The sequence below is a fragment of the Streptomyces sp. NPDC051664 genome (genome assembly GCF_044453545.1).
GTDB lineage: Bacteria > Actinomycetota > Actinomycetes > Streptomycetales > Streptomycetaceae > Streptomyces.
Genome location: NZ_JBITCU010000040.1, coordinates 35000 through 55420, shown reverse-complemented (window position 1 = coordinate 55420; position 20421 = coordinate 35000). Strand labels below are relative to the sequence as shown.

14 protein-coding genes are annotated in these 20421 nt (G+C 65.3%); 7 read left to right on the top strand and 7 right to left on the bottom strand.

Annotated features, from left to right (window positions below; all coding sequences use genetic code 11):
* From ACIA8E_RS37145 to ACIA8E_RS37135, 3 genes are all read right to left on the bottom strand, one after another.
* The coding region (locus ACIA8E_RS37145) for a DUF2637 domain-containing protein (protein WP_399299182.1) at window positions 1-200 on the bottom strand (200 nt) is incomplete at its 3' end.
* Between the two features lie 115 nt (window positions 201-315).
* A complete protein-coding gene (locus tag ACIA8E_RS37140; RefSeq protein WP_399305281.1) occupies window positions 316-1320 on the bottom strand; it encodes a ParB/RepB/Spo0J family partition protein in 1005 nt (334 codons plus the stop codon).
* Window positions 1317-2465: a ParA family protein gene (locus tag ACIA8E_RS37135; RefSeq protein WP_399305278.1), complete on the bottom strand. Its 1149-nt coding sequence runs from the start codon at window positions 2463-2465 to the stop codon at window positions 1317-1319. Before ACIA8E_RS37135 ends, ACIA8E_RS37140 begins: the two co-directional genes overlap by 4 nt.
* Window positions 2466-3033: 568 nt before the next feature.
* Here ACIA8E_RS37135 and ACIA8E_RS37130 point away from each other — a divergent pair.
* From ACIA8E_RS37130 to ACIA8E_RS37115, 4 genes are all read left to right on the top strand, one after another.
* On the top strand, window positions 3034-3507 hold the full coding sequence (locus ACIA8E_RS37130; protein WP_399305275.1) for a hypothetical protein: 474 nt from the start codon (window positions 3034-3036) through the stop codon (window positions 3505-3507).
* 50 nt (window positions 3508-3557) lie between these two features.
* Window positions 3558-3911, top strand: coding sequence for a hypothetical protein (locus ACIA8E_RS37125; RefSeq protein ID WP_382842433.1), 354 nt, complete (start codon window positions 3558-3560; stop codon window positions 3909-3911).
* A gap of 463 nt (window positions 3912-4374) precedes the next feature.
* Window positions 4375-4935 (top strand): hypothetical protein, encoded by a 561-nt coding sequence (locus ACIA8E_RS37120; RefSeq protein WP_399305289.1) that lies wholly within the window; start codon window positions 4375-4377, stop codon window positions 4933-4935.
* Window positions 4936-4947: 12 nt separating this feature from the next.
* Window positions 4948-5844 (top strand): alpha/beta hydrolase, encoded by an 897-nt coding sequence (locus ACIA8E_RS37115; RefSeq protein ID WP_399305271.1) that lies wholly within the window; start codon window positions 4948-4950, stop codon window positions 5842-5844.
* 486 nt (window positions 5845-6330) lie between these two features.
* Here the strand turns inward: ACIA8E_RS37115 and ACIA8E_RS37110 are convergent, their stop codons facing one another.
* The 4 genes from ACIA8E_RS37110 to ACIA8E_RS37095 form a co-directional block, all read right to left on the bottom strand.
* Window positions 6331-6714, bottom strand: coding sequence for a hypothetical protein (locus ACIA8E_RS37110; protein ID WP_399305268.1), 384 nt, complete (start codon window positions 6712-6714; stop codon window positions 6331-6333).
* 386 nt (window positions 6715-7100) lie between these two features.
* Entirely contained in the window at window positions 7101-7643 is a 543-nt protein-coding gene (locus tag ACIA8E_RS37105; RefSeq protein WP_399305265.1) for a hypothetical protein, read from the bottom strand.
* 379 nt (window positions 7644-8022) lie between these two features.
* Window positions 8023-10482 carry a Helicase associated domain protein gene (locus ACIA8E_RS37100; protein WP_399305262.1) on the bottom strand — a complete coding sequence of 820 codons (2460 nt, stop codon included), beginning with the start codon at window positions 10480-10482 and terminating at the stop codon, window positions 8023-8025.
* A gap of 945 nt (window positions 10483-11427) precedes the next feature.
* Entirely contained in the window at window positions 11428-11592 is a 165-nt protein-coding gene (locus ACIA8E_RS37095; protein ID WP_399305259.1) for a hypothetical protein, read from the bottom strand.
* Between the two features lie 832 nt (window positions 11593-12424).
* Between ACIA8E_RS37095 and ACIA8E_RS37090 the strand changes: the two genes are divergently transcribed.
* The 3 genes from ACIA8E_RS37090 to ACIA8E_RS37080 all read left to right on the top strand — a co-directional run bounded on the left by ACIA8E_RS37090 (window position 12425) and on the right by ACIA8E_RS37080 (window position 20385).
* Window positions 12425-19093, top strand: coding sequence for an RHS repeat-associated core domain-containing protein (locus ACIA8E_RS37090; protein WP_399305256.1), 6669 nt, complete (start codon window positions 12425-12427; stop codon window positions 19091-19093).
* A 156-nt stretch (window positions 19094-19249) separates the two neighbouring features.
* Window positions 19250-19735: a DUF4265 domain-containing protein gene (locus tag ACIA8E_RS37085; RefSeq protein WP_399305253.1), complete on the top strand. Its 486-nt coding sequence runs from the start codon at window positions 19250-19252 to the stop codon at window positions 19733-19735.
* Between the two features lie 221 nt (window positions 19736-19956).
* A complete protein-coding gene (locus ACIA8E_RS37080) occupies window positions 19957-20385 on the top strand; it encodes a hypothetical protein (RefSeq protein ID WP_399305250.1) in 429 nt (142 codons plus the stop codon).
* Window positions 20386-20421 lie beyond the last annotated feature (36 nt).

Below are 20421 nucleotides of genomic sequence, written 5' to 3'. Positions count from 1 at the left end.
TCCAGCGCCAGCAGTACGCAGATGCCCGCGTCGATGCCTATCGGGAAGACCAGGGAGAAGTTCCCGAAGCCCTTCTGTTCTGCGAGCGCGCGCACGGCGGCGTACGAGCCCGCGAAGCCGATCGCGGCGATGATTGCCGCGCCGGCGACGACGACCCCGATGAGTACCCGGTGCGTGCGTGTCAGCTGCATCGCGGCCACCCGCGATCCCCTCCCTGAAGCGTGTTCCGTAGATCTTCTGCTTGGAGATCCACCTTGGCATCAAGAACGTCCCTGCCTTGCCTGTGCGGGAAAACAGGGACGTTCAAATCCGCGATCACTCCTGAGCGAGGAGCTTTGCGAGGGTATGGCGGTCCTCAGCGGTCATGTGCTCACGGGCCAGCCGATCGAGGGCCTGCGGGTTGTGCCACGGAACGTGGAGGCTTACCGAAGGCTCTTCCGCGACCGGACTGATTACGCCGTTATCAGTGAGCTGACTGCTGCTGGGCTGCGGGCGTCCCTCACTGATAACGCCGTTATCAGCTGCCGACTCCTCGTCAGGCTCCCCCGCTGGCACGTCCTTGGTGATAACGCCGTTATCAGTGGGTGGCTGCGTGACGGGCGTCTTACGCTTCTGCTTCTTCTGTTGGGCCTGCTGCGCCCGGGCGTCTGCCAGAGTGCGCTGCTCTTCCGGGGAGTGCTTGGCGAGCCCTCGTACGTGCTCGACCTTTCGGCGCCCAGCCTCCAGGTCCGCCTGAAGTTCGGGTACCAGCTCCAGCAGCGACAGGCGCTGCGAGATGTAGGGCTGAGTCACTCCGAGTCGTCGTGCGGCCTTGTGCTGCGATCCGTAGAACGCAACCAGGGTCTTGAGTGCCTGCGCTTCTTCCAGATCGGACAGGTTTTCCCGCTGGGCGTTGGCGACGAACGCGGCCTCGAGCAGCGACTCGTCTGTGGTGACGCGCGCGTCGTCGACGGTGACCTTTATCGTCGCGAGGCCGGCCGTGCGGGCGCCAGCGAGACGGCGATGGCCGTCCACTACGACGTACTGGGCGCCAGGCTCCAGTTCAGATGCGCGCTCCGGCCGGTCCCGGAGGTAGGCATCGACTGACGCCACGGTGATTGCCTGGATCTGACCGATCTCGCTCAGACTCGCGGCCATCCCGGAGACATCGCCGAGGCTCTCCCGTGGGTTATCAGGATTGGCACTGATCTCGCTGAGAGCTAGCTCGTTGGGGTCGCTCAGTCCGAAGGCTGCATCCGTCAGCTGGCGACGGACGCTGCGGGCCGTGCCGGCTCGAGCGAAGGAGGACGAGGCGCCGAGCTGGTCTTCCTTGGAGCTCATGAGATCTCCCTCGCAATCTGCCGCATGATCTCCGACTGATCACTGTGCGGGGCGTACGCCAGCAGCGGCATGCGCTTCCGCACAGCTTCGCGCTGTTCCTTGAGGTCTCCGACGACGGCGAGGACTCTGGGGTCCCCGAGGTTGCGCCACTCCTTCAGGGAGGACGTCGCTACGTAGCCGCGGCGGCTGTCGTAGAGATTGACGACCAGTCCGAGGTACTCAATCTCGAGGCGGAGGTCGTCGCGCAGCGACTCGATCTGCTCGGCAAGCATCGTGTAGGCCGTGGCCGATGAGTCCTCCGCGAGGACCGGAATGACCATGCCTGAAAGCCCTTCGCCTTCGCCTTGCCGGCGACGGCCGAAGTAGATGGCTGCGTCGGTCGCCATGCCCAGGCTCGGCGGGCAGTCGATCACCATGGCGTCGAAGTCCTTCTCCAAAGGCTTCAGGGCACGCTCCAGGGCAGCTTCCTTGTTACGCATGCGCGACACCGCGATCTTGGCGTCGAGGAGGAACCCGTCGGGGCACGCAGGTAGGACGTGCAGTCGCTTCTCGAAGCGCGGCGATTCGAGCGTGACGATCAAGTCCCGCAGATCCCCCTTGGCTTCGCCGCACATGTGCAGCACCAAGCTGTCCGTCCCGGGCGGAAGCTGCTCCACACCAAGCTGATCGCTCAGGTGCCCTTGAGGGTCGTAGTCGACGAGCAGCACACGCATGCCGTCCTCGGCCAAGGCCTGGGCTACACCAGCCGCGATGGCCGTCTTCCCGACCCCGCCCTTCTGGTTTATGACGACCTTGCGCTGGCAGATGCCAGTCACAGGACGATGCCTGGGGGAGGGGTGGGAGCTCATCCACGTCTGCACGGACTGGGCGAGCCCTTGAACGAAGGGAATCCCTCGCTCAGTGCATGTGTCCTTCAGCTCATCCCATTGCCCTGGGGGGAGCCAGGTCGAGAATGACGCGGATCCTGACGTCTCGACGGGGGAGTGGCCGTCCGGCACTGCTCGCCAGGCTGAGATGCCGGCTGACACAGCGTCTTGGATGTCGATACTGAGTTCGGCGGCGCGAACCTTGAGGTCCTGGCGTAGCCAGGACGGCAGCTTGGAGACGACCTTCTCTCTGTCTCCACTGGGACTTGGGGTAACCATGGGGTCAGCTTACTAACTTCAGGGCGTGAGGTGTGTGACCCCCGCTCAGCAGGCGTGTTGTGGATGCTTGACCAGCGTTCTTGACCCGTCTCCCTGAAGGTGAGCCAGTCTCGGTCCATCTGAGTCATCTGGTCTTGCGCCCCGGTCGACCTGGGCCATCTACCGATCCGTCTCGCTCTTTGTGAGCCACTGCCGTGCCCGGCTGCCTATGGTCGTTGTACGCGGTCAGCGCCGTGTGGGGGTGGCTGGTGGAGTGAGAGCTTCTGGCTGGAGTATGCCGACGGTCGTGGTGACCTGCACAGCGGGCCGTTTGAGGCGATGTGGTCCGCGCGTTTCGAGGCTGCCGGGCAGGTGCGGACGTTTCCCGTCGTACCGGGGGCGTTGTCTACATCACCGCCCCGCCCAAAGGCTCCCCGAGCGGCAGCACCCGGGAATCGTGGTGACGGCAGTCTTGGCCTTGACCTAACTTGACCCGCATGACCTACCTGGACGGCACCGAAGACAGCGGCGTGGCTCTCCGCTGCCCGGACAACCGCGCTCTCGGAATCCGGCTGGACGGGAATCCGTCGTGACGACCGGCCTGCGCTTTACCTGGCGTCTCGACGGACACGGCTGGGCTGACTGCACGGTCACAGACCGCCAGGCGGTCATCGTGCTCACCGCCTCCTACATCACAAGCGCGCCGGAAGAATTCCTTACCTCGCTGGCCCGGCTGATCGCCGGCGAGACGGAAACCCGAGCGCAGTTCGAGGCCGAACCGACCGCCTCTCGCTGGATCTTTCATCGGGAAGACGAGTGCGTCTGGGTCCGGATCCTGGAGCTCCGAGACGGAAGGGACCACGACAACAATGGCGCCGAAATTTGGTCAAGCCAATACGCCATCGACGAGCTGGCCCGCGCCGCGATCCGATGCTTCGACGATGTCGCGCGCACCTACGGCGAGAGTGGCTACAGCGGCAAATGGGGCGAGCACTTCCCCCGCACCGAACTCGAAGCCCTCAGACAACTCTGGAACGACCGTCGGCATCCGCACGGTGCATAGCCGGATCCGCGCCAGGCCTGCGAAGGAGACCGATGAGACCGATCAGGGAAATGAGCGAGCGCGAGTACTTCGCCTGCGTCGGCCAGCGTCCCGGCATGTTTGTCGGCACTGCCTCGTCGTTCCATCAGCTGACCGCCTTCCTCACCGGCTACGACCAGCACGCGATGCGCCACGGCGGACAGGGGCTTACAGGCTGGCACGAGTGGCTCGTCGCCCGCCGCGGCCGCAGCTGCAACCATGCCTGGCCAGGACAGGTCCTGCATGTCGCGCTCCCAGAGGGCTGGAACAACATCGCCGACCTGCCGCCCGAGGACGAAAAGCACGCGATCAAGGTCCTGTTCCAGCTTCTCGACGAGTTCGCCGCCGAACGCGAGGCAAATCCTGGCGCTCAGGACTCAGATTGAGCGGGACGCCAGCCGCGCGTCCGTCTCGCTCAATCTGAACCACCGCTGGTCACAGCCCCGACGTGGATCACCTTCAGCGAGACGGGTCAGTTCTGGGCCGCCAGAGCTCTATCGCACCCATGCCGGCTTGCGGCGGACTGCTGCCACTGCGAGACCCGGACACTGTCGAGCCCGACGATGACTAGAACGATCTCGGACTTGGACCGGCAGTCCCGCCGTTCATGGGGAGTCCAGGAGCCCGGCGTCCCCTATGGCATCGGCGGCCGCGCGCAGGAAGACGTTGTAGGCGTCCCGAGCTTTCGACTGGAGCAAGTCGAGGCCAGGTGCCTCTGGGTCTAGCCCATCTTCCGTCAGAACCTCGATGTGGCCAGGCGACGGTGGCGTGAGAGGGCCTCCGTCCAATTCGTGACCCTTGAGGGCTGCGATGGCTTTGCCGCTTGTCTTGCTGAGGAGTACACACCTCTTGGCCACCTCCAGCGCGGCATCGGCCAACGGCTGGGTGGCATCCAGGTGGAGAGCAACACAGGATCGCTGGACCTCGACCTGCCGGTACCTGAGCGCCTTCCAGGACGCTGCCCGCGGCCGGATCGACCTCGCCCGCATCGAGCGGCACTGGGAGGACATCCTCCGGATCATCGGCTCCCGACGACGAGCGACCGCGGCCGGCCGGGGAAAGTCGTACCGGGCCTTCCCCGGACTCGGTTCGTTGACCAGCACAGACGACACGGTTGAACAGGGTGTCGGCGAGAGCGGGGAGAGAGCGATGACGGTTGCGGTCGCCAGGAGGTACGGGCCGCGCAGCGGCGGATTGTCAGCACGATCAACGCGTCCGGGAAGCCTGAACAAGGACTGCCTGGCCATGTGGCGGGAGGTCGACTGCGGCGAGTGGAAAGCTACCGCCGCCGACATCAGCCGCGACCTGGACTTGCTCCAGGTCCCGCACACCATCGTGACGGCCTTCCGCTTTCCGCTCGCCTCCTCCTACAGCAAGGCCATGCGCAAAGGCGAGGAGGCATACGTCTGAAGGAGTACAGCTATGGGCAAGGCACAACGCGCGACGGTCGACGCGATGGTGCGGCGGGGCCCGCAGGGCTTCAAACCACTGCCCGTCGAGCAGATGCGCAGCAACTTCGCGGCGCTGATGGCGCTGTTCCCGGTCCCGAAGGTACGCACGTCCGACACCGTGCTTGGCGAGCGGCCTGTCGTCCTGGTCGAAACGGAAGGCGAGACACGTTCGGGCACCATCCTGTACTTCCACGGCGGCTCGTTCTCCCTCGGATCACCGCAGGCAGCGATGGGACTGACCGCCAGCCTGGTCACCCGTACCGGGTTCCGTGCGCTGTCGCTCGATTATCGGCTCGCGCCGGAGCACCCGTTCCCCGCCGCAATCGAGGACTGCCTCGCCGCGTACCGGGTACTGCTCGACGATGGGATCAACCCGGAATCCATGGCTTTCGTCGGCGACTCGGCCGGTGGTGGCCTGACCGTGACGACCACGCTCGCCGCCAAGGAGGCCGGGCTGCCCATGCCCGGCGCCATCGTCGCGTTCTCACCCAGCCTCGACCACACCCGTTCGGGCGCCAGCATGGACGCCAAAGCCGGAATCGACCCCTTCTTCACGCGCGAGGGCATGGCCCACACCGGCGACTTGTACCTCGCCGGACAGGACCCGAACCAGGAACTGCTCGCGCCGGCCATCCTGGCCGACCTGACCGGCTTCCCGCCGCTGCTGCTGCAGGTCGGCACGAACGAACTGCTGCTCGACGACTCGGTGCGGCTAGCCGAACGAGCCCGGGACGCCGAGGTCGACGTCATCCTGGACGTCACGGCCGGAGTACCGCACGTGTTCCAGTCCTTCATCGGCCAACTCGACGAGGCCGACCGCGCGCTCGACCGCGCCGCCCTGTTCCTCACCCAGCACCTCAGCGCCTGAAGGAGAACTCCAGACAACGTGTTGGCGGCCAGAGGGTCACGCGCCACACCTGTCCGGTCTGATGTCGATGATGGCGCCGCACCGCGCCCTCGCCCGCGTGGGCAAGGCTTCTGACACGGATGTTCCTCAGTCCCCGAATCCTGTGCCCCGCGCGCCTCACTGACATAACGTCACCTCCGCCTCGAAGGTCATAAGCGCAAAATCGCCGAAGCTCGCAAATCCACTGAAAAGCGACCCACAGAAAGGTGGCTTACGCGGCCGATCTCCAAGTCGCCGGTATGGAGCGGCCTTGGGGCTACTCCTAGGCTGCCAGGGCGGCGTACAGCCGGTTTCGCCCCTCTGGAAAGGGTGTTGAGTGTGGCATACGGGTGACGGAGGGTCGGTTATGGCATGGCGGTTCAGTTGGCCCGGATCCATGACGCTAGAGATCAAATCCCGTGGGGCGCTGTCCGAGGACATGCGGGCACACGTGTGGCTTCGCCCCTGCTACTTCACGGGCTTCCACACGCCACAGTCCCGCGACGTGAACTGCCCGTCGGACGCCCGGATCGTCACCGTGATTTCCTGCGCCGACGTCGCGAAGTTGTTGTCGATGATGGCCCCGGCTTTGGTGGTCCGCTCCCAGTAGCAGTCCGCCAGCTCGCCCTTCGCTCGGTACGTGCCCGGAGCGATCTCGTCCGCGTCCGTCCCCGGATCCGCCTTCACCTTGTACGTGCCACCCGAGTACGACCGGGTCGCCTCGCCTGCCAGCGCCATTGCCACCGTCTTCGACCACTTCGGGCACAGCTTCGGCACCCCAGCCTTCAACACCGCCGCATGGTCCTCGTCCGGCTTCTGCATCATCAGCCACTCGGCAGGATTGTCATCCACCTCCTTCCGTTCCGGTAGCGCCTTGCAGATGCTGGCCATATAGTCGGACGCTGATTCGCCTGGCATCCAACCCTTCGCGGTCGCCACCTGGTCGATCTCGTCCTCCCAAGTCGGCGGCTCCTCCACCGTCAGTGTCGGAGCTGGTGCGACCTCCGACACCTACGGACTCGAGGCCGCCGGCTTCGCATCATCACTGCCATTCCCATCGCACCCCGACAACACCGCCACCGCGACGAATCCCGCCGCAACAGCCCCCGCCCCACGCATAAGCCTCATGCGGCGCAGGATCCCACCAAGACCGGGCGGAAGGAAAACGCCCACATCGGGGATCAACGGTGCGGACTCTCGCCGCCGGCGGGTACTCACCGGTTGCGAGACGCCACCGTTCAGCTCGTGAGGGTTCGATGGCAACCGGGGCAAGTCGCGGACGGGGGCCGGGGTGTATCGGCACGGCAGTATCCGAGCCAACAGCCACATCCGCCGCAGACGAACTCGCTGCTGGCGCCCGTCCGAGCTGCGAGGAATGCGAGGCGCCCTTCAATGGTGGAGTGATCCGGCGTGATGTCGACGACGTGGTAAACAGCCGACTCCGGCTCAAACTGAAAGCCCGACGGTACCTTGCCAGCCGCCGCTGTCGCGGCCTGCGCGAAGGACTTCGTCACTGTGAACATGTCGCGCCTGGACCAGCCGACCTCGCCGATACGTGAGCTCATGAGACCGTTGTGCGCACGGGCATTGCTGAGCATGACGGACGTGATGTTCTTCATCGATGGCTCAACTATGTGGATCCATCGATGGGTCGTAAGCGCGTGCCACACCCGCCCGGTGCTCATCGGCGCCGGTTCTTTTTCTCGTGCCTCGATGAAGTCCAGCAGCGTCTCCTCGCGCCGCAGCCCCTGTTCGATGAATGCACGCACCTGTACCTGCACAGCCCCCACCCTTCACATGCTCTTCACGGAATGGGCAGATCTTACTCACTGACCATGTGCGGCGTCAGTGCTCACTCGCAGCACGAGTGGAGCCATCGGTGCAGAATCCCACCAGGAACGGGCGGCGGGAAGGAAACGCCCACATCGGGGATCATCGGTCCTGCCCTCGCCGCTCCGGCCGACTCATTCCGGTGGCCGGACGACGCTGAGCTCATCGGACCGCAGCACCGATTGTGACGGGGGGCTCTCCTGAGAAGTCGCAGATCATTGATGTAAGAGCTACCAGTTGGAGAGCTCCCGACTCTTCGTCAGCGCCAGGGCATTAGCGCAGAAGTCCCTGGCGCGCGAAGACAGCAGAGTCTGCCGTGCGGCGGCCGGACTACCAGCGCATTCCCAGGGCCGACAGCTCGTCCACCCGCTCGGGCGCCAGCTTGGGGGCCTTGACGCGTTGCTGGCTGATCCAGGCGCCCAGTCGTAGGGCCTCGCCGTTGACGTGCTCGGTGTGGCTGCGCGGTACTTCCAGGTGTCCCTCGCGTTCGTGGTACTGCCGGGCGGCGGTCAGGTTGTCGGTCCACATCTCGGCCCGGGTGCGTTTGGCCGGTGCGGCTGTGATGTTCAGCGTGCCGGTGAGCATCGCCTGCTGAGGCATGGTCAGCTTGGGAAAGCTGGCGCACTGGGCGGCGGCCCACTTGCCCAGGTCCTCGCCGTCCAAGATGACGACACCGGCCTTGTCGGGCAGAGTGCCACCGGCCTTGATGTGGAGCCAGGCGAGCCGGAAGGTCCGCTGCCAGTCGATGCTCCAGGTCGGGCACCAGCCCGGGTCGATCTCTTCCAGCGCGTTCCGACGCTCGTCGGACAGGGGAGCGGCGGCGCCTGCCGGCTCGGGGACTCCTTCGACGCGGCAGCGTTCGAGCTCGGCGGCCCGGCGCGCGGCAGCCCGTTGATTCTTCAGCCACCGCCCTACCGGGTACTCGCCGATTACCGCGTCCACTGGTGCGGCGAGGCCGACTTCGTGTTCGTCGGCCCATTTCGCGGCCGCGGCCAGTCCCTCTTCGAAGCTGGTGTCGAAGTACGACCAGACCATGCCGAGGGTCTGGAGCTGGGCGGTGCGCTCGGGGTCCAGGCGGCCGGCGCTGTAGTGCCGGCGGCAGTCGGTGACCCACACGCCCAGCGGGAAATCGGCAGGTGACCAGTCGGCCGGGGTGCGGTAGTCGTACGGCACGCGCAGGTCCTGGTGCTCCTTGGCGTAGCGCTGGGCGGCCTGGATTCCGCGCCGCCAGTGGACCCGCTCGGGGTTGAGGACGCGCAGCTCGATGAAGGCGGCCAGCTGGCGCGCGTCACGCGGTGCTGAGAATCGCAGCAGGTCCTTGGCCGGCCGGCTGACTGCCGGCGTCTCTTCGCCGTCGGCGTCCTGCTCCTGGCCCAGGTCCTCCTCGAAGTCGCGGGTCTCGTGTCGACGTTCGGGGGCGCGGGTCCGTGATGTGCCCGGGTCGGTGAGCTTTTCGATGCGGGCGTCGTGTGCGCGGAGCGCGGCAAGGAGTTTGGCCAGCCCGTTGTATGCGGTCGAGGTGAGCATGGCGTCCGGCTTCTCGCCGGGGGCGAGGAATGCCGGCACGACCAGGGTGGCGATCTTCCCTTCGCCCGGGTGCATGCGCAGGGCGCGGCCGACGGCCTGGACCAGGTCGGGCATGGAGCCGCGGACGTCCGCGAAGACGACGGCGTCGCATTCGCGGGTGTCGACTCCCTCGCCGAGGACCTTCACGGACGCGATCAGCGACAGAGCGGTCTTGGTGCCGTTGTCGGTCTCGCCGGCGGCGAACTGGGCGAGTACGCGCCGCCGGTGTGCCGGCTTGTGTTCGCCGTGCAGCCACTTCGCCCACACCTGATCCTCTGCGGGGTACAAGTCGGACGCCTTGCCTGGCAGGCCCAGGGCAAAGGCCTCGGCCTCGGCGACTCGCTGGTGGAAGGAGAGAACCCGCTCGAGTTCCTCCTTCGCCGACACCTTCAGCGTCGCGGCCTGCAGGGCGCCGAGCCGCTTGCCGCGGACCTCTTCGCTGCCGTCCCCGGCGGCGCGCAGCGCGCTGTTCAGGGCCGGGTCCTGCACGTCGACCACCAGCACCTGGTACGGGGCGACGATGCCCCGCTCGATCGCCTGTTCCAACGAGAGATGAAAGGCGACCTTGCCGAAGACGCCGTCGGGGTCGTCCAGCATCGAAGCGACCAGCTCGCCAGGCCGCCGGCGGCCTCCGGTCTCGTCGTCGTCGACCTCTCCGGCCTGCCACACGCGCGGAGTGGCGGTCATGTAGAGGCGCCGCTCGGCGGGGATGCGGGTGTTGTCGTGAACGACCGCCCAAGGCTTGCCCATCCGGCCCGAAACGCGGTGCGCCTCGTCCACGATGATCAAATTCCACAGCGGGAGGCCCGCGACGTGGGCCTTCTCCAGGAAGCCCAGACCCAGGGAGGCGTAGGTCGCGAAGACGGCGATGCGGCCCGGACCGCGGGTGAGCCGGACCAACTCGTCTGCGTCCGTGGTGTTGGGGAAGCCCACATCCTCCGACTTCAGGGAGGAGACGCCGAAGTACGGGCCGGGCCGGCCGCCGTCGCGCCAGGCGCGGGCGGTCTGCTCCAGAAGGTTGAGAGAGGGGACCAGAATCAGGACGCGGTCCGCGGTGAGTTCCTCGGCCGTGTGCACGGCCACCAGGGTCTTGCCACTGCCGGTGGCCATGATGATCTGCGTGCGCAGCCCTGCCGGCGGAAACAGTGCGTCCTGCGGCAGGTCGAGCGCGCGCACTGTGGCGACGACCGCCTCGGCCTGGTGCTCTCGCAACGGCTTCAGCATCTTCTGGCTCTCATCTCTCTGAGCGTTGGACGAGGTTTGCAGGTCGGGGCAGCCGCCGTCCAGTTCACCCCAGGGCTTCGTGTACAACGGCACGGCCCGCGTGCCCGACCGACGAGGTCAGCGACGGTCGCCGACCACGGTGCAAATATCGGTGATCCCTCGCCGGTGAGCAGCGGCATGGCGGCCAGTGCCTGTTCGTGCTGTCGGCGCAGGCCGGGGGAGGGGACGGTGCCGGTTGGCCGACCGCTGCCCGTTGCGGGCCCCGCATCTGTCCAGGTTGGTCAGGAAGACGACGGCCACGACGCAGGCCGTGCTGCGAGGCCTGGTCAATGAAGCCGCGGCGGACACGGGCTTCGATGTTGGTCGACGGCGGTGGTGAGACCTTAGCCCTATCAGGTCGTCGGCTTCCAGGTGCAGCGGCGGTGCTGAGGCGTAGGCGGTTTCGGGGGAGAGGGGCGCGGCGGGGCTGGTCATCGGGGGCGGCGCTCCTGTCGGTTCGTGTGTGGAGGGAGGCAGTTGCTGCCGCCCGCCCGCCTGACGGTGCGTGCGTGCGCTGGGTGTGGGTCCGGGCGGTGGCGATGTCCTGGAGGCTGGCGCCCAGGTTCAGTGCGCGACTGCACGGCGTGCAGTTCGGCGAGGCTCTTGGTCTCGTGGAGCGTGTCCTGCAGCGGCCGCCTAGGCGATGGCGTCCTGCCTGCGCATGTGGGTTTCTCCTCAGTCGGGCTTGGTTGGATCAGTGATGGGATCCGGTGAGGGCACAGCACCTAGCGATTTCCATTATGCATGGTCAAAGTATGCATAGCAATAAAATTCATTCTGCTTTTGGTTGGCGGTAATAGAAAGCCCCGAATGGCAGTCACTGCGTGGGGCGTTGGGTGGGCAGTGGCTCGAATCTCCAGACCCGCAAATCGGCGCGCCGGGCTCGATGTGGTGGTTGTCGACCAGTCACTTCTGTGCCGCTGTGGAAGCGACCTTGTCGGCGGCAACGGCCATCGCCTTGAACTGTGCGCCAGGGAAACCCTCCATGGCGTATCTGGGCAGATCGGTGTAATCCGCGTAGGTCCGCTTCTCGATGCTGGCGTGCGGCTGAGCGCTATTGCGGCACGTCAACCCAGGGATCGATGTCCAATGCGCCACCCCAGGCCGGTTCCTGTCGTGATGTGGATCACTGCATCCGGATGGAAGTATTCCGCGATCACTCTATTCACAGTTGGTTCACACAAACTACTGTCCCCATTCACTGATCGAGATCGACTGGATGGCTCTTCGTGCCGCGCTGGGGAGCGCGGTAGCCCTCACACATCTCGGCAGGTCAACTGTTGAGTGGCGGGGGTGCGCTGACGCGTCCTCGCATGGGGCGGGAGTGCCAGTGACGTTTCGACGTTCGCGGTGGGTTTCTCTAGGAGTGGCCGGAGCGTTGCTCTCCGGTCTGTTGTCGACCGTGTCGGTGGTGTCGCCACCTGGCGCGGCCGCCGCGGATGACTCGACACCGATCGTCCCGTCTCAGTCGCTCGGCTCCGTGCCGGCTCAGCAGGCGGAAGAGGCTGGCAAGGCTCTTCCGCAGCCGAAGTGGCCGGCTGCGGCCCAGGCGCGCATCGATCTGTCGACCGCTGCGCCGGGTGACCCCGGCACCGTCATGCCAACCCCATCCGATGCGTCGTCGCCTTCGGCCACGTCGTCGCCTGCACCAGGTGGCGACGAGGAGAACCGGGTCGCCGATGTTGTAGAGGTCGCGCCTGTCGCCGAGCCGACCGGCCCCGCGCCGCAGTTCGCCGGGGCCGGCCGGGCTGCGTCCACAGACGATCCGACGCAGTCGGCAAGCTCCGGCGAAGATGCCTCGCCAGAGGCGAGCCCCTCCGCCTCTGGTACACCCTCACCAGAAGCCACGGACTCTGCGACAGCGGATCCGGTCCCGGATCCGCCGACCCCCGAGCAGGTCGACGTGCAGGTCCTCGACCGGCAGGCCGTCGCTCCGGCCGGAGGGGTCGGTCTCGGTGTCCAGGTTTCCCGAACCGACGGCGGCAGTGATCCGGGCCAAGTACAGATCGGGATCGACTACTCAGGCTTCCAGTACGCCTACGGTGGTGATTTCGCGCAGCGCCTGATGCTGGTCAAGCTCCCTGCCTGTGCGCTGACCACTCCGGAGGCGGAGGGCTGTACGGCGCGTGAGGTCGTGCCGAGCAATAACGACGTCAAGGCCGGCGTGCTGACGGCGACGGTCACGGCCGATGCAGACACCACGTCGGCAGACACGAGCGCCGGTGATGCCGATCCTGGCCTGTCCACCCAGCTGGGCACGACCGGGGGAGCCAGTGTCTACGCGGTCACCGCCGGATCCTCCTCCGACCAGGGCGATTACCGGGCCTCCTCGCTTGCTGCCTCCGGTTCCTGGTCGGTGGCCACCGGCTCTGGTGCCTTCACCTACAACCTCCCGATCCAGCTGCCGGCACCGGCGGTGGGCTCAGCACCTGCCCTCGGCTTGTCCTACAACTCGCAGTCCGTGGACGGCCGTACGTCGGCAACGAACAACCAGGCGTCCTGGGCCGGCATGGGATGGGACCTCGGCGTCGGTTTCATCGAACGCCGCTACCGCAACTGCACCGACGACGGTCTGCCGACGATCGGTGACATGTGCTGGGACTCGCCCAACACCGGCACAGAGCCGGACGGTGCGGTTTACGTCATCAACCTCAACGGTGTCAGCTCCGAGCTCGTCCAGGACAAAAACGGCACCGGCTCGTACCACCTCAGGGACGACCCGGGCTGGCGGGTCCAGCACCTCAGTGGTGGGTACGGTGCGGATGACGAGTACTGGGTGATCGGCAGCCAGGACGGCCAACGCTACTACTTCGGCTGGGGCCGTTCCCAGCGCACCGAACAGGCCACCTCCTCGGTGTACACGATGCCGGTGGTCGGTAACAACGTTGGCGAGCCCTGCCACAGCCAGTTCCCCGAGCCGTGTACGCAAGCTTGGCGATGGAACCTCGACCGAGTCGTGGACGCCAACGAGGTCGACACCACGTACTTCTACGACAAGGAGGACAACCACTACCGGTCCGTCGCGAATACGGACACGGCCCGCTCATACACCTCGGGTGGCTACCTCCGTGCTATCGAGTACGGCTGGCCCACCCAGATCGCAGACTCAAAACCGACCGGCAGGGTCGAACTCACCCACGTGGGCCGGTGCGTGGAGCGTATGTCGGAAGCGGACCCGCTGCGTGACGAACCCAGCGCGTGCCCGTCCATCAGCTCCACCCCGTCCTCCTACCCCGATGTGCCCGTCGACCTGATGTGCGACGGCACAGCGAACGACTACTACTGCGCTGGCAAGACCTACTACCCGACGTTCTTCACCAAGGACATGCTCTGGGACATCAAGACGTACGTCCTCAACACGACGGGTGATGGCTGGGACCTGGTGGAGCAGTACCAGACCAAGCACGGCCTGCCGAACCCCGAGGGCACCGTCGGCAAGACGCTGTGGATGGACTACATGCAGCGCAAGACCTACGGCAGCGGCACAAACATCGTCCTCCCGGTGATCAACTTCAACGGTGTCGACCTGGACAACAAGGTCGGCTCCGCTGAGATCAACTTCCGGCGCATCAGCACTATCCACGACGACCTCGGCGCGACCACCACCGTCACCTACAGCGCCCCCGACGCATGCGACGCCGCTGCACTCCCCTCCCAGGCGTCCAACAAACAGGACTGCTTCTGGCAGAAATGGACTCCCGAAGGCGCGACGGAGGCCAAGTCCGGTTGGTTCAAGAAATTCCTGGTGACCAAGGTCGAAGTCGACCCCACCGTCACCAGCAACCAGGACGGCGCACCCGTCATCACCACCTCGTACGACTACGTAGGCGGAGCCGGGTGGGCGTTCACCAGCGACCCGCTGACGAAGGACGAGGACGAGTCCTGGACCGACTGGCGCGGATACCAGCAAGTCGCCATCACCACCGGAACGGGCGCCACCCAGCACACCACTTACCACTGGCTCTACCGCGGCCTGGACGGCGACCGCACCGACAAGGCCGATTCCTCTAAAACCCGGGCGGTCAGCGTCAGCGACGGCGAAGGCACCGCCTACACCGACCAGCCCTGGCTCGCCGGCCGGACGATCGAGACGTCCCAGCGCGACGACACCGGCAGCTCCCACGAGCGGGTCTTCCATGGCTACTGGACCCACACCACCGCTGCCTATGACGGCGTGCCCGACGCACGCTTCGTGCGCGAATCCCGGACCACCACCGAGACCAAGATCTCCACGGGCTGGCGTGAGCACGTCATCGAGAGCGAGTTCGACGACACCAGCACCACCTCCACGACGTACGGTCTGGCCCTGCGCACCGACGACTGGGGCGAGACCAATGTCGCCGACAACCGCTGCACCACCTTCGGACGCGCTTACAACACCGACGACTACGACTCCACCGGCCTCCAGCGCTGGACCGTGCTCCAGGACGAGGTACGGCACTACAACAGCGGGTGTACCGACCGCGCAGCGGCCAACCAAGACAGTTACACAGCCACCCTGTTCGACAACGCCACCTCCGTCGACACCAACAAGCCGGCCGACGGCAACGCCACTGAAGTCCGCACCTACACCGGTGCCAGTACGTACCGCAGCATCAAGGCGGGCTACGACAGCGCCGGACGCGCGGTGTGGGGCGAGGACGGCAAGAAGAACCGCACCACCACGACGTTCAGCCCCGCCAACGTCTGGCCGACCAACGGGATCACCAGCACCACAGCCGACCCCGACGGCACCATGTCGGCCAAGGGTCCACTGAGCACGACCGTGTGGAAGTCCCGGTTCTGGGGCGTGCCGTACAAGACCCAGGACGCCAACAAGAACGTCACGACCGTCACCCTGGATGCCGCCGGACGCATCACCGAAGTGTGGAAGCCGACCGAGACGGGAACTTCCCCATCCCTGAGATTCGGGTATTCGATTCCCACTGGCACCAGCAGCGGCGTACCGGACTCGGTCACGGGCTTCCCTCAGACGAGCACCCAGACCCTTCAAGCCGGATCCACATATCTGTCGTCCTACGCTTACAGCGACGCCCTCGGGCGAGCGCGCGAGACCCAGAACCCGCTGCCTGACAGCTCCGAAGCGGTCAGCAACCGTCAGGTAGCTGTGACGCGCTACGACAGCGCGGGCAACAACGTCGGCGCCTCAGCAGTTTTCCGCAGCGAGGGAACGGCCGGATCCGGGCTTGTTTCACCCAAGCTTGAGGACTTGCCGTCCTACACGGACCTCTTGGTCGACTGGGCCGGGCGAACGGTGCAGTCCCGACTCCGCGTGGGTGACGGGAGTACCTCCGAGCTCCAGGCAGAGAACCGGGTGTCCACCACCTACCAAGGCGACTACACCACGGTCACCCAGGCCAACAGAGGCGACACCGACACCTACACCGATGTCTACGGACAGGTCGCCAAGGTCGTCGAGCATGACGGCACCTCGCTGTTCGCCACGCAGTACCACTACGGCGGCAAGGGGGAACCGACACAGATCACCGACACTCGCGGCAACAACACCGTCTACACCTACGACTGGGCCAACCAGCGCCTCACCGTGAACGACCCGGACGCTGGCGAGTCCAGCACCACGTACGACGCCAACGGACAGGTCGAGACGGCCACCAGCAATGCCCGCCAGACTGTCGTCAGATACTCCTACGACAACATCGGCCGCAAGACCTCAGCGTCCAGCGGCAGCGACGAACTGGCCGCCTGGACCTGGGACGACCCGACCGTCGCCAACGGGCTCGGCAAGGTCACCACGACGATCAGCCGTGACGCCGCCGGTAACGCGTACACATCGAAGATCAATGGCTTCGACACCCGCGGCCGCCCCTTGAGCAGCACCACCACGATCCCGGCCAACGTCAACGGCCTCGCCGGCAGCTACACCACCACACAGACCTACGACGCAGCCGACCACATCATCACCGCCACCTATCCAAAAGCCGGCGGCCTGGACGCCGAGACCGTCACCACCTCGTACAACTCCTACGGACAGCCCGACCGGCTCACCGGCACACTCGGCAACGCCGTCTACGTGAACAACACCACCTACGACGCCTACAGCCGTCTCGCGGGACGCGACTACGGCGCCAAATTCTCCGGACTCGGCGTCAACGCAGCACGCTCCTACACATACCAGGACACCAACGGCACAGGTCGCCTGGACTCCATCTCCACGACGGTCAACGTCAACGGACTCATCAAGGAGTCCCAGAAGGACACCTACAGCTACGACTGGGACGGCAAGCTCACCGAGCTGAGGGAGCAGGCCAGCGGCCAGACAGCCCAGTCCCAGTGCTTCAGGTACGACGACCTGACCCGCCTGACCGATGCCTACACCAGAGCAGCCGCGAGCGACTGTGCCAAGTGGGCCATCCCGGCAATCGGCGCGGTCTCCGACTTCACAGGCGAAGCCCCCTACCAGACCCACTACACCTACGACCAGCTCGGCAACCTGCAAAGCGTCACCGACACCGACGCAGCCGCGAACAAGACAACCCGGGACTACCTGTATCCCGGCTACGACGACAGCGGCACCTGGACCACGGCCAACCCCGACCAACCACCGCATGGCGTCCGCCAGATCGACAATAAGTCCGGCACCACCACCACCTCAAAGGACACCTTCACCTACAACGACGACGGGCAGCTCGAGCACCGCGTCGAACCAGGCGCCACCACCGCCGACAAAAAGACCACCGACTACACCTGGACCAAGATCGGCCAGCTCAGCACCGTCACCACCACCAGGTCCTCGGGCACAGAACTCACCCGCTACACCTACGACGCCGACGGCAACCTCCTAGTCCGCACCAGCCCCCAGGAAACAGTCGCCTACCTCGGCGGCACCGCACTACGCACCACCGACGGCAAAACAGCCACGGCCACCCGCTACTACGCCTGCGGCGCAGCCGCCGTCGCCATCCGCACAACCGACTCGGGCAGCGGCAAAGTCACCTATCTGATGGCCGACACCCAGGCGTCGACACAGATTGCCGTAGACGCCAAGACCGGCACTGCAATCCGCCGTCGTTACACACCCTTCGGCGACGATCGCAGCGGTAACCTCCCTGCCGGAACTGACCACGGCTTCCTCGGCAAGACCGAGGACACCGCCACCGGTCTCTCCCTACTCGGCGCCCGCGCCTACGACCCCAAACTCGGCCGCTTCCTCAGCCCCGACCCCCTCAGCGCCCGCTACGCCCCGCAGAACCTCTCCGCCTACAGCTACAGCCACAACGACCCCATCAACTACAGCGACCCATCCGGGCTCTCCGAGATCTGCGGAGCACTCGGAGCCTGCTACACAGGGGGAACCCCGGGCGGCCTCACCCCCAAGCAAGTCAAGAAGCAATTCGGCACCGGCACACCGCCGCCGCCCCCAAGCTCTGGGAGCCCCTCGACTGGAGGCTCTGGCTCCAACCCCAAGCCAGCCGGCACTGCAGACGGTGGGCAAGGATCCGGATCCGGCCTGTTCGCCGAAATCATCGGTGCCGCCGCCGGTATCGTCACGGGCGTCGTTTGCGAGGGTGCCCTTATCGCCGCAGCCCCGGAGACAGCGGGCGTAAGTCTGCTGGGGACCGCCGGCTGTGGGGCAGCAGCAGGGTTCGCCCAAGCAGCAGCCTCCGACCTTGTCGACGGCGACGACGAGTCAACGACGGAAGCCCTAAGCAATGAAGTCGAAGGAGCAGTAGCCGGGGCTGCATTCGGGGCTGCATTCGGAGCAGCCGAACTCATGGCCGAAAAGATAGCCATGCGCCAGGTCGGGAAATGCTTTAACAGCTTCCTGCCCGCCCAGGAAGTTGCGATGGCCGATGGCGCGACCAAGTCACTCGAAGATATCGAGGCCGGCGACAAGGTACTTGCGACCGACCCCGAAACCGGCAACACCGAGGCCCGCATAGTCCTCGCCACCATCATCACGAAGAACGACAAGGACTTCACTGAGCTGACCGTTGCTACCAGTCACGGTGACGAGGACCTCATAGCAACCGACCACCACCCCTTCTGGTCGCCTTCCGAAAACGCCTGGGTAGACACCGCGGACCTCCGCACCGGAATGACCCTGCGCACGGAGGCAGGCACTCATGTCACCGTCCGCGCAACCCGCTCCTTCCACGAGGTGAAGGAAACCCGCAACCTCACCGTAGAAGGCCTCCACACGTACTATGTACTCGCTGGCACCACGCCTGTTCTAGTTCACAACACCAATTCTCCGATTGGTTGTGGCGTGAATGGTGAGGCGATTTACGATATCCCAGCTGGTTCGAGTGGTGGCTCTGGTGCCGGGAAGAGGATTCCGCCAAGCCTCCTCAAGGATTACGATGTCGGGAAGAATGCGGCTACTGGGACGACCGCCCCGTTGTGTTCGTATTGCCGGACGAATCCAGCCACGGCGATTGACCACGTCGAGCCTAGGATTGGTGGCGGTGACCTAACCGACGCAAACACCACGCCGGCTTGCACATTCTGTAATAGCTCGAAGAGGGATCGATTGGCTCCATTGAATCCCCCACCCAATTACACTGGCTCCTGGCCACCGCCGTGGTGGCCTTCGAGAATGACACCGCCATAGGAACGTGTAGGTGAGAGATGGCCCGCGACGCCTGGGAGGAAGATCGGCCGTCGCGGGCCATCTCGCTGGCGGGGAGCGCCGTGGTCGCTTCGCCCGACCGCCTAGACTGCGTGGGACTGCAGTCACCTTCCATTCGGCTTTGACCTGGAGCGTCACATGAAGTTCATTGTCCATGAGAGCCCAGTTCGCCGGGGCGACAGCGACTACATCGCACGGGCTGATCTCGCGCCGTTCGGTTTGGAGGGGGAGGTGGAACAGCTTTGGCTCAAGAGGCTTGAAGATGGTTCGCTTGAGCTATGCTGCATCCCTTTTCGGGTTTACGGTATTTCTCTCGGCGATATCGTCGCTCTGTCCCCGGACGGCACCACGGTCGCCCGACTGGTCCGCAAGTCAGGGCGGAGAGCCTTGCGGGTTTTCCTGTTGGAAACACCGAATGCTTCAAGCGTGGCGAGGGAGTTTGATGTTGAGATTTCGCGGCTCGGCCTGTTGAGCGAGTGGAGTGGTGATAGGCACGCTGCAATCGACGTTCCCATTGGCGTCGACGTCGCTAGTCTTATCGACCTCCTCGAACGAGAAGAGGCTGCATCTCGGGCTTTTTGGGAATGGTCTGACAGTGTTTCGTTCTCGTCAGGTGAGGCGTAGATTTCTACTTGTATGCGAAATTATTTCGGCCCCACCGAATGTTCCCGGTGGGGCCTTAGTGGTGTCTGACGGCAGTAGTTGACGGCAACGTCAGCCGACGGGGGTTGTGCAGAGGGGTGGTTCGTCGCCATCGTCGGGCCTGCTATGGAACATGTCATGGTTGTGCCGTCAGGCAAGCGAACTCGAGACCGAAGCGAGTCAATATAATGGACCCCAGAGGGTTGCCGCAGTTGTCGGAGTGGGTGACCGGTGCCGAGGCCGACGGGTACCATCTCCAGGGCTTCATGTCTGCCAACGTCTCCGTGGCCGAGGCTGCAGCTCTGGTGGATTTGTACTGGCCGAAGTTTGTGGAATATCGGGATTGTGTATTCCTCGGCTTCAAGTTCGACAGGCATGCCATCGATGATTGGTATGGCCGTCTGCAGGGTGATTCGCGAGCAGTCGAATCGGTATTGAACCACGTTCACTTGTGGGACTACTTTGTAATCACCTTGGAATCGGAGTATGCTGCTCTCCCTGAATTGGCGGAGAACATCGCCGTCATGTGGCGAGCGGCGGTACAGGCGGCTTTCCCTGACCGGGAGTTCGAGATTGCCGTCTCGGACGGCTCCGGTGACTACGGCCCGACGTTGAGACTCACTGGGCGCTGACACCCGGACAGGCCGCTCCGACTGACTGTCGCAAAT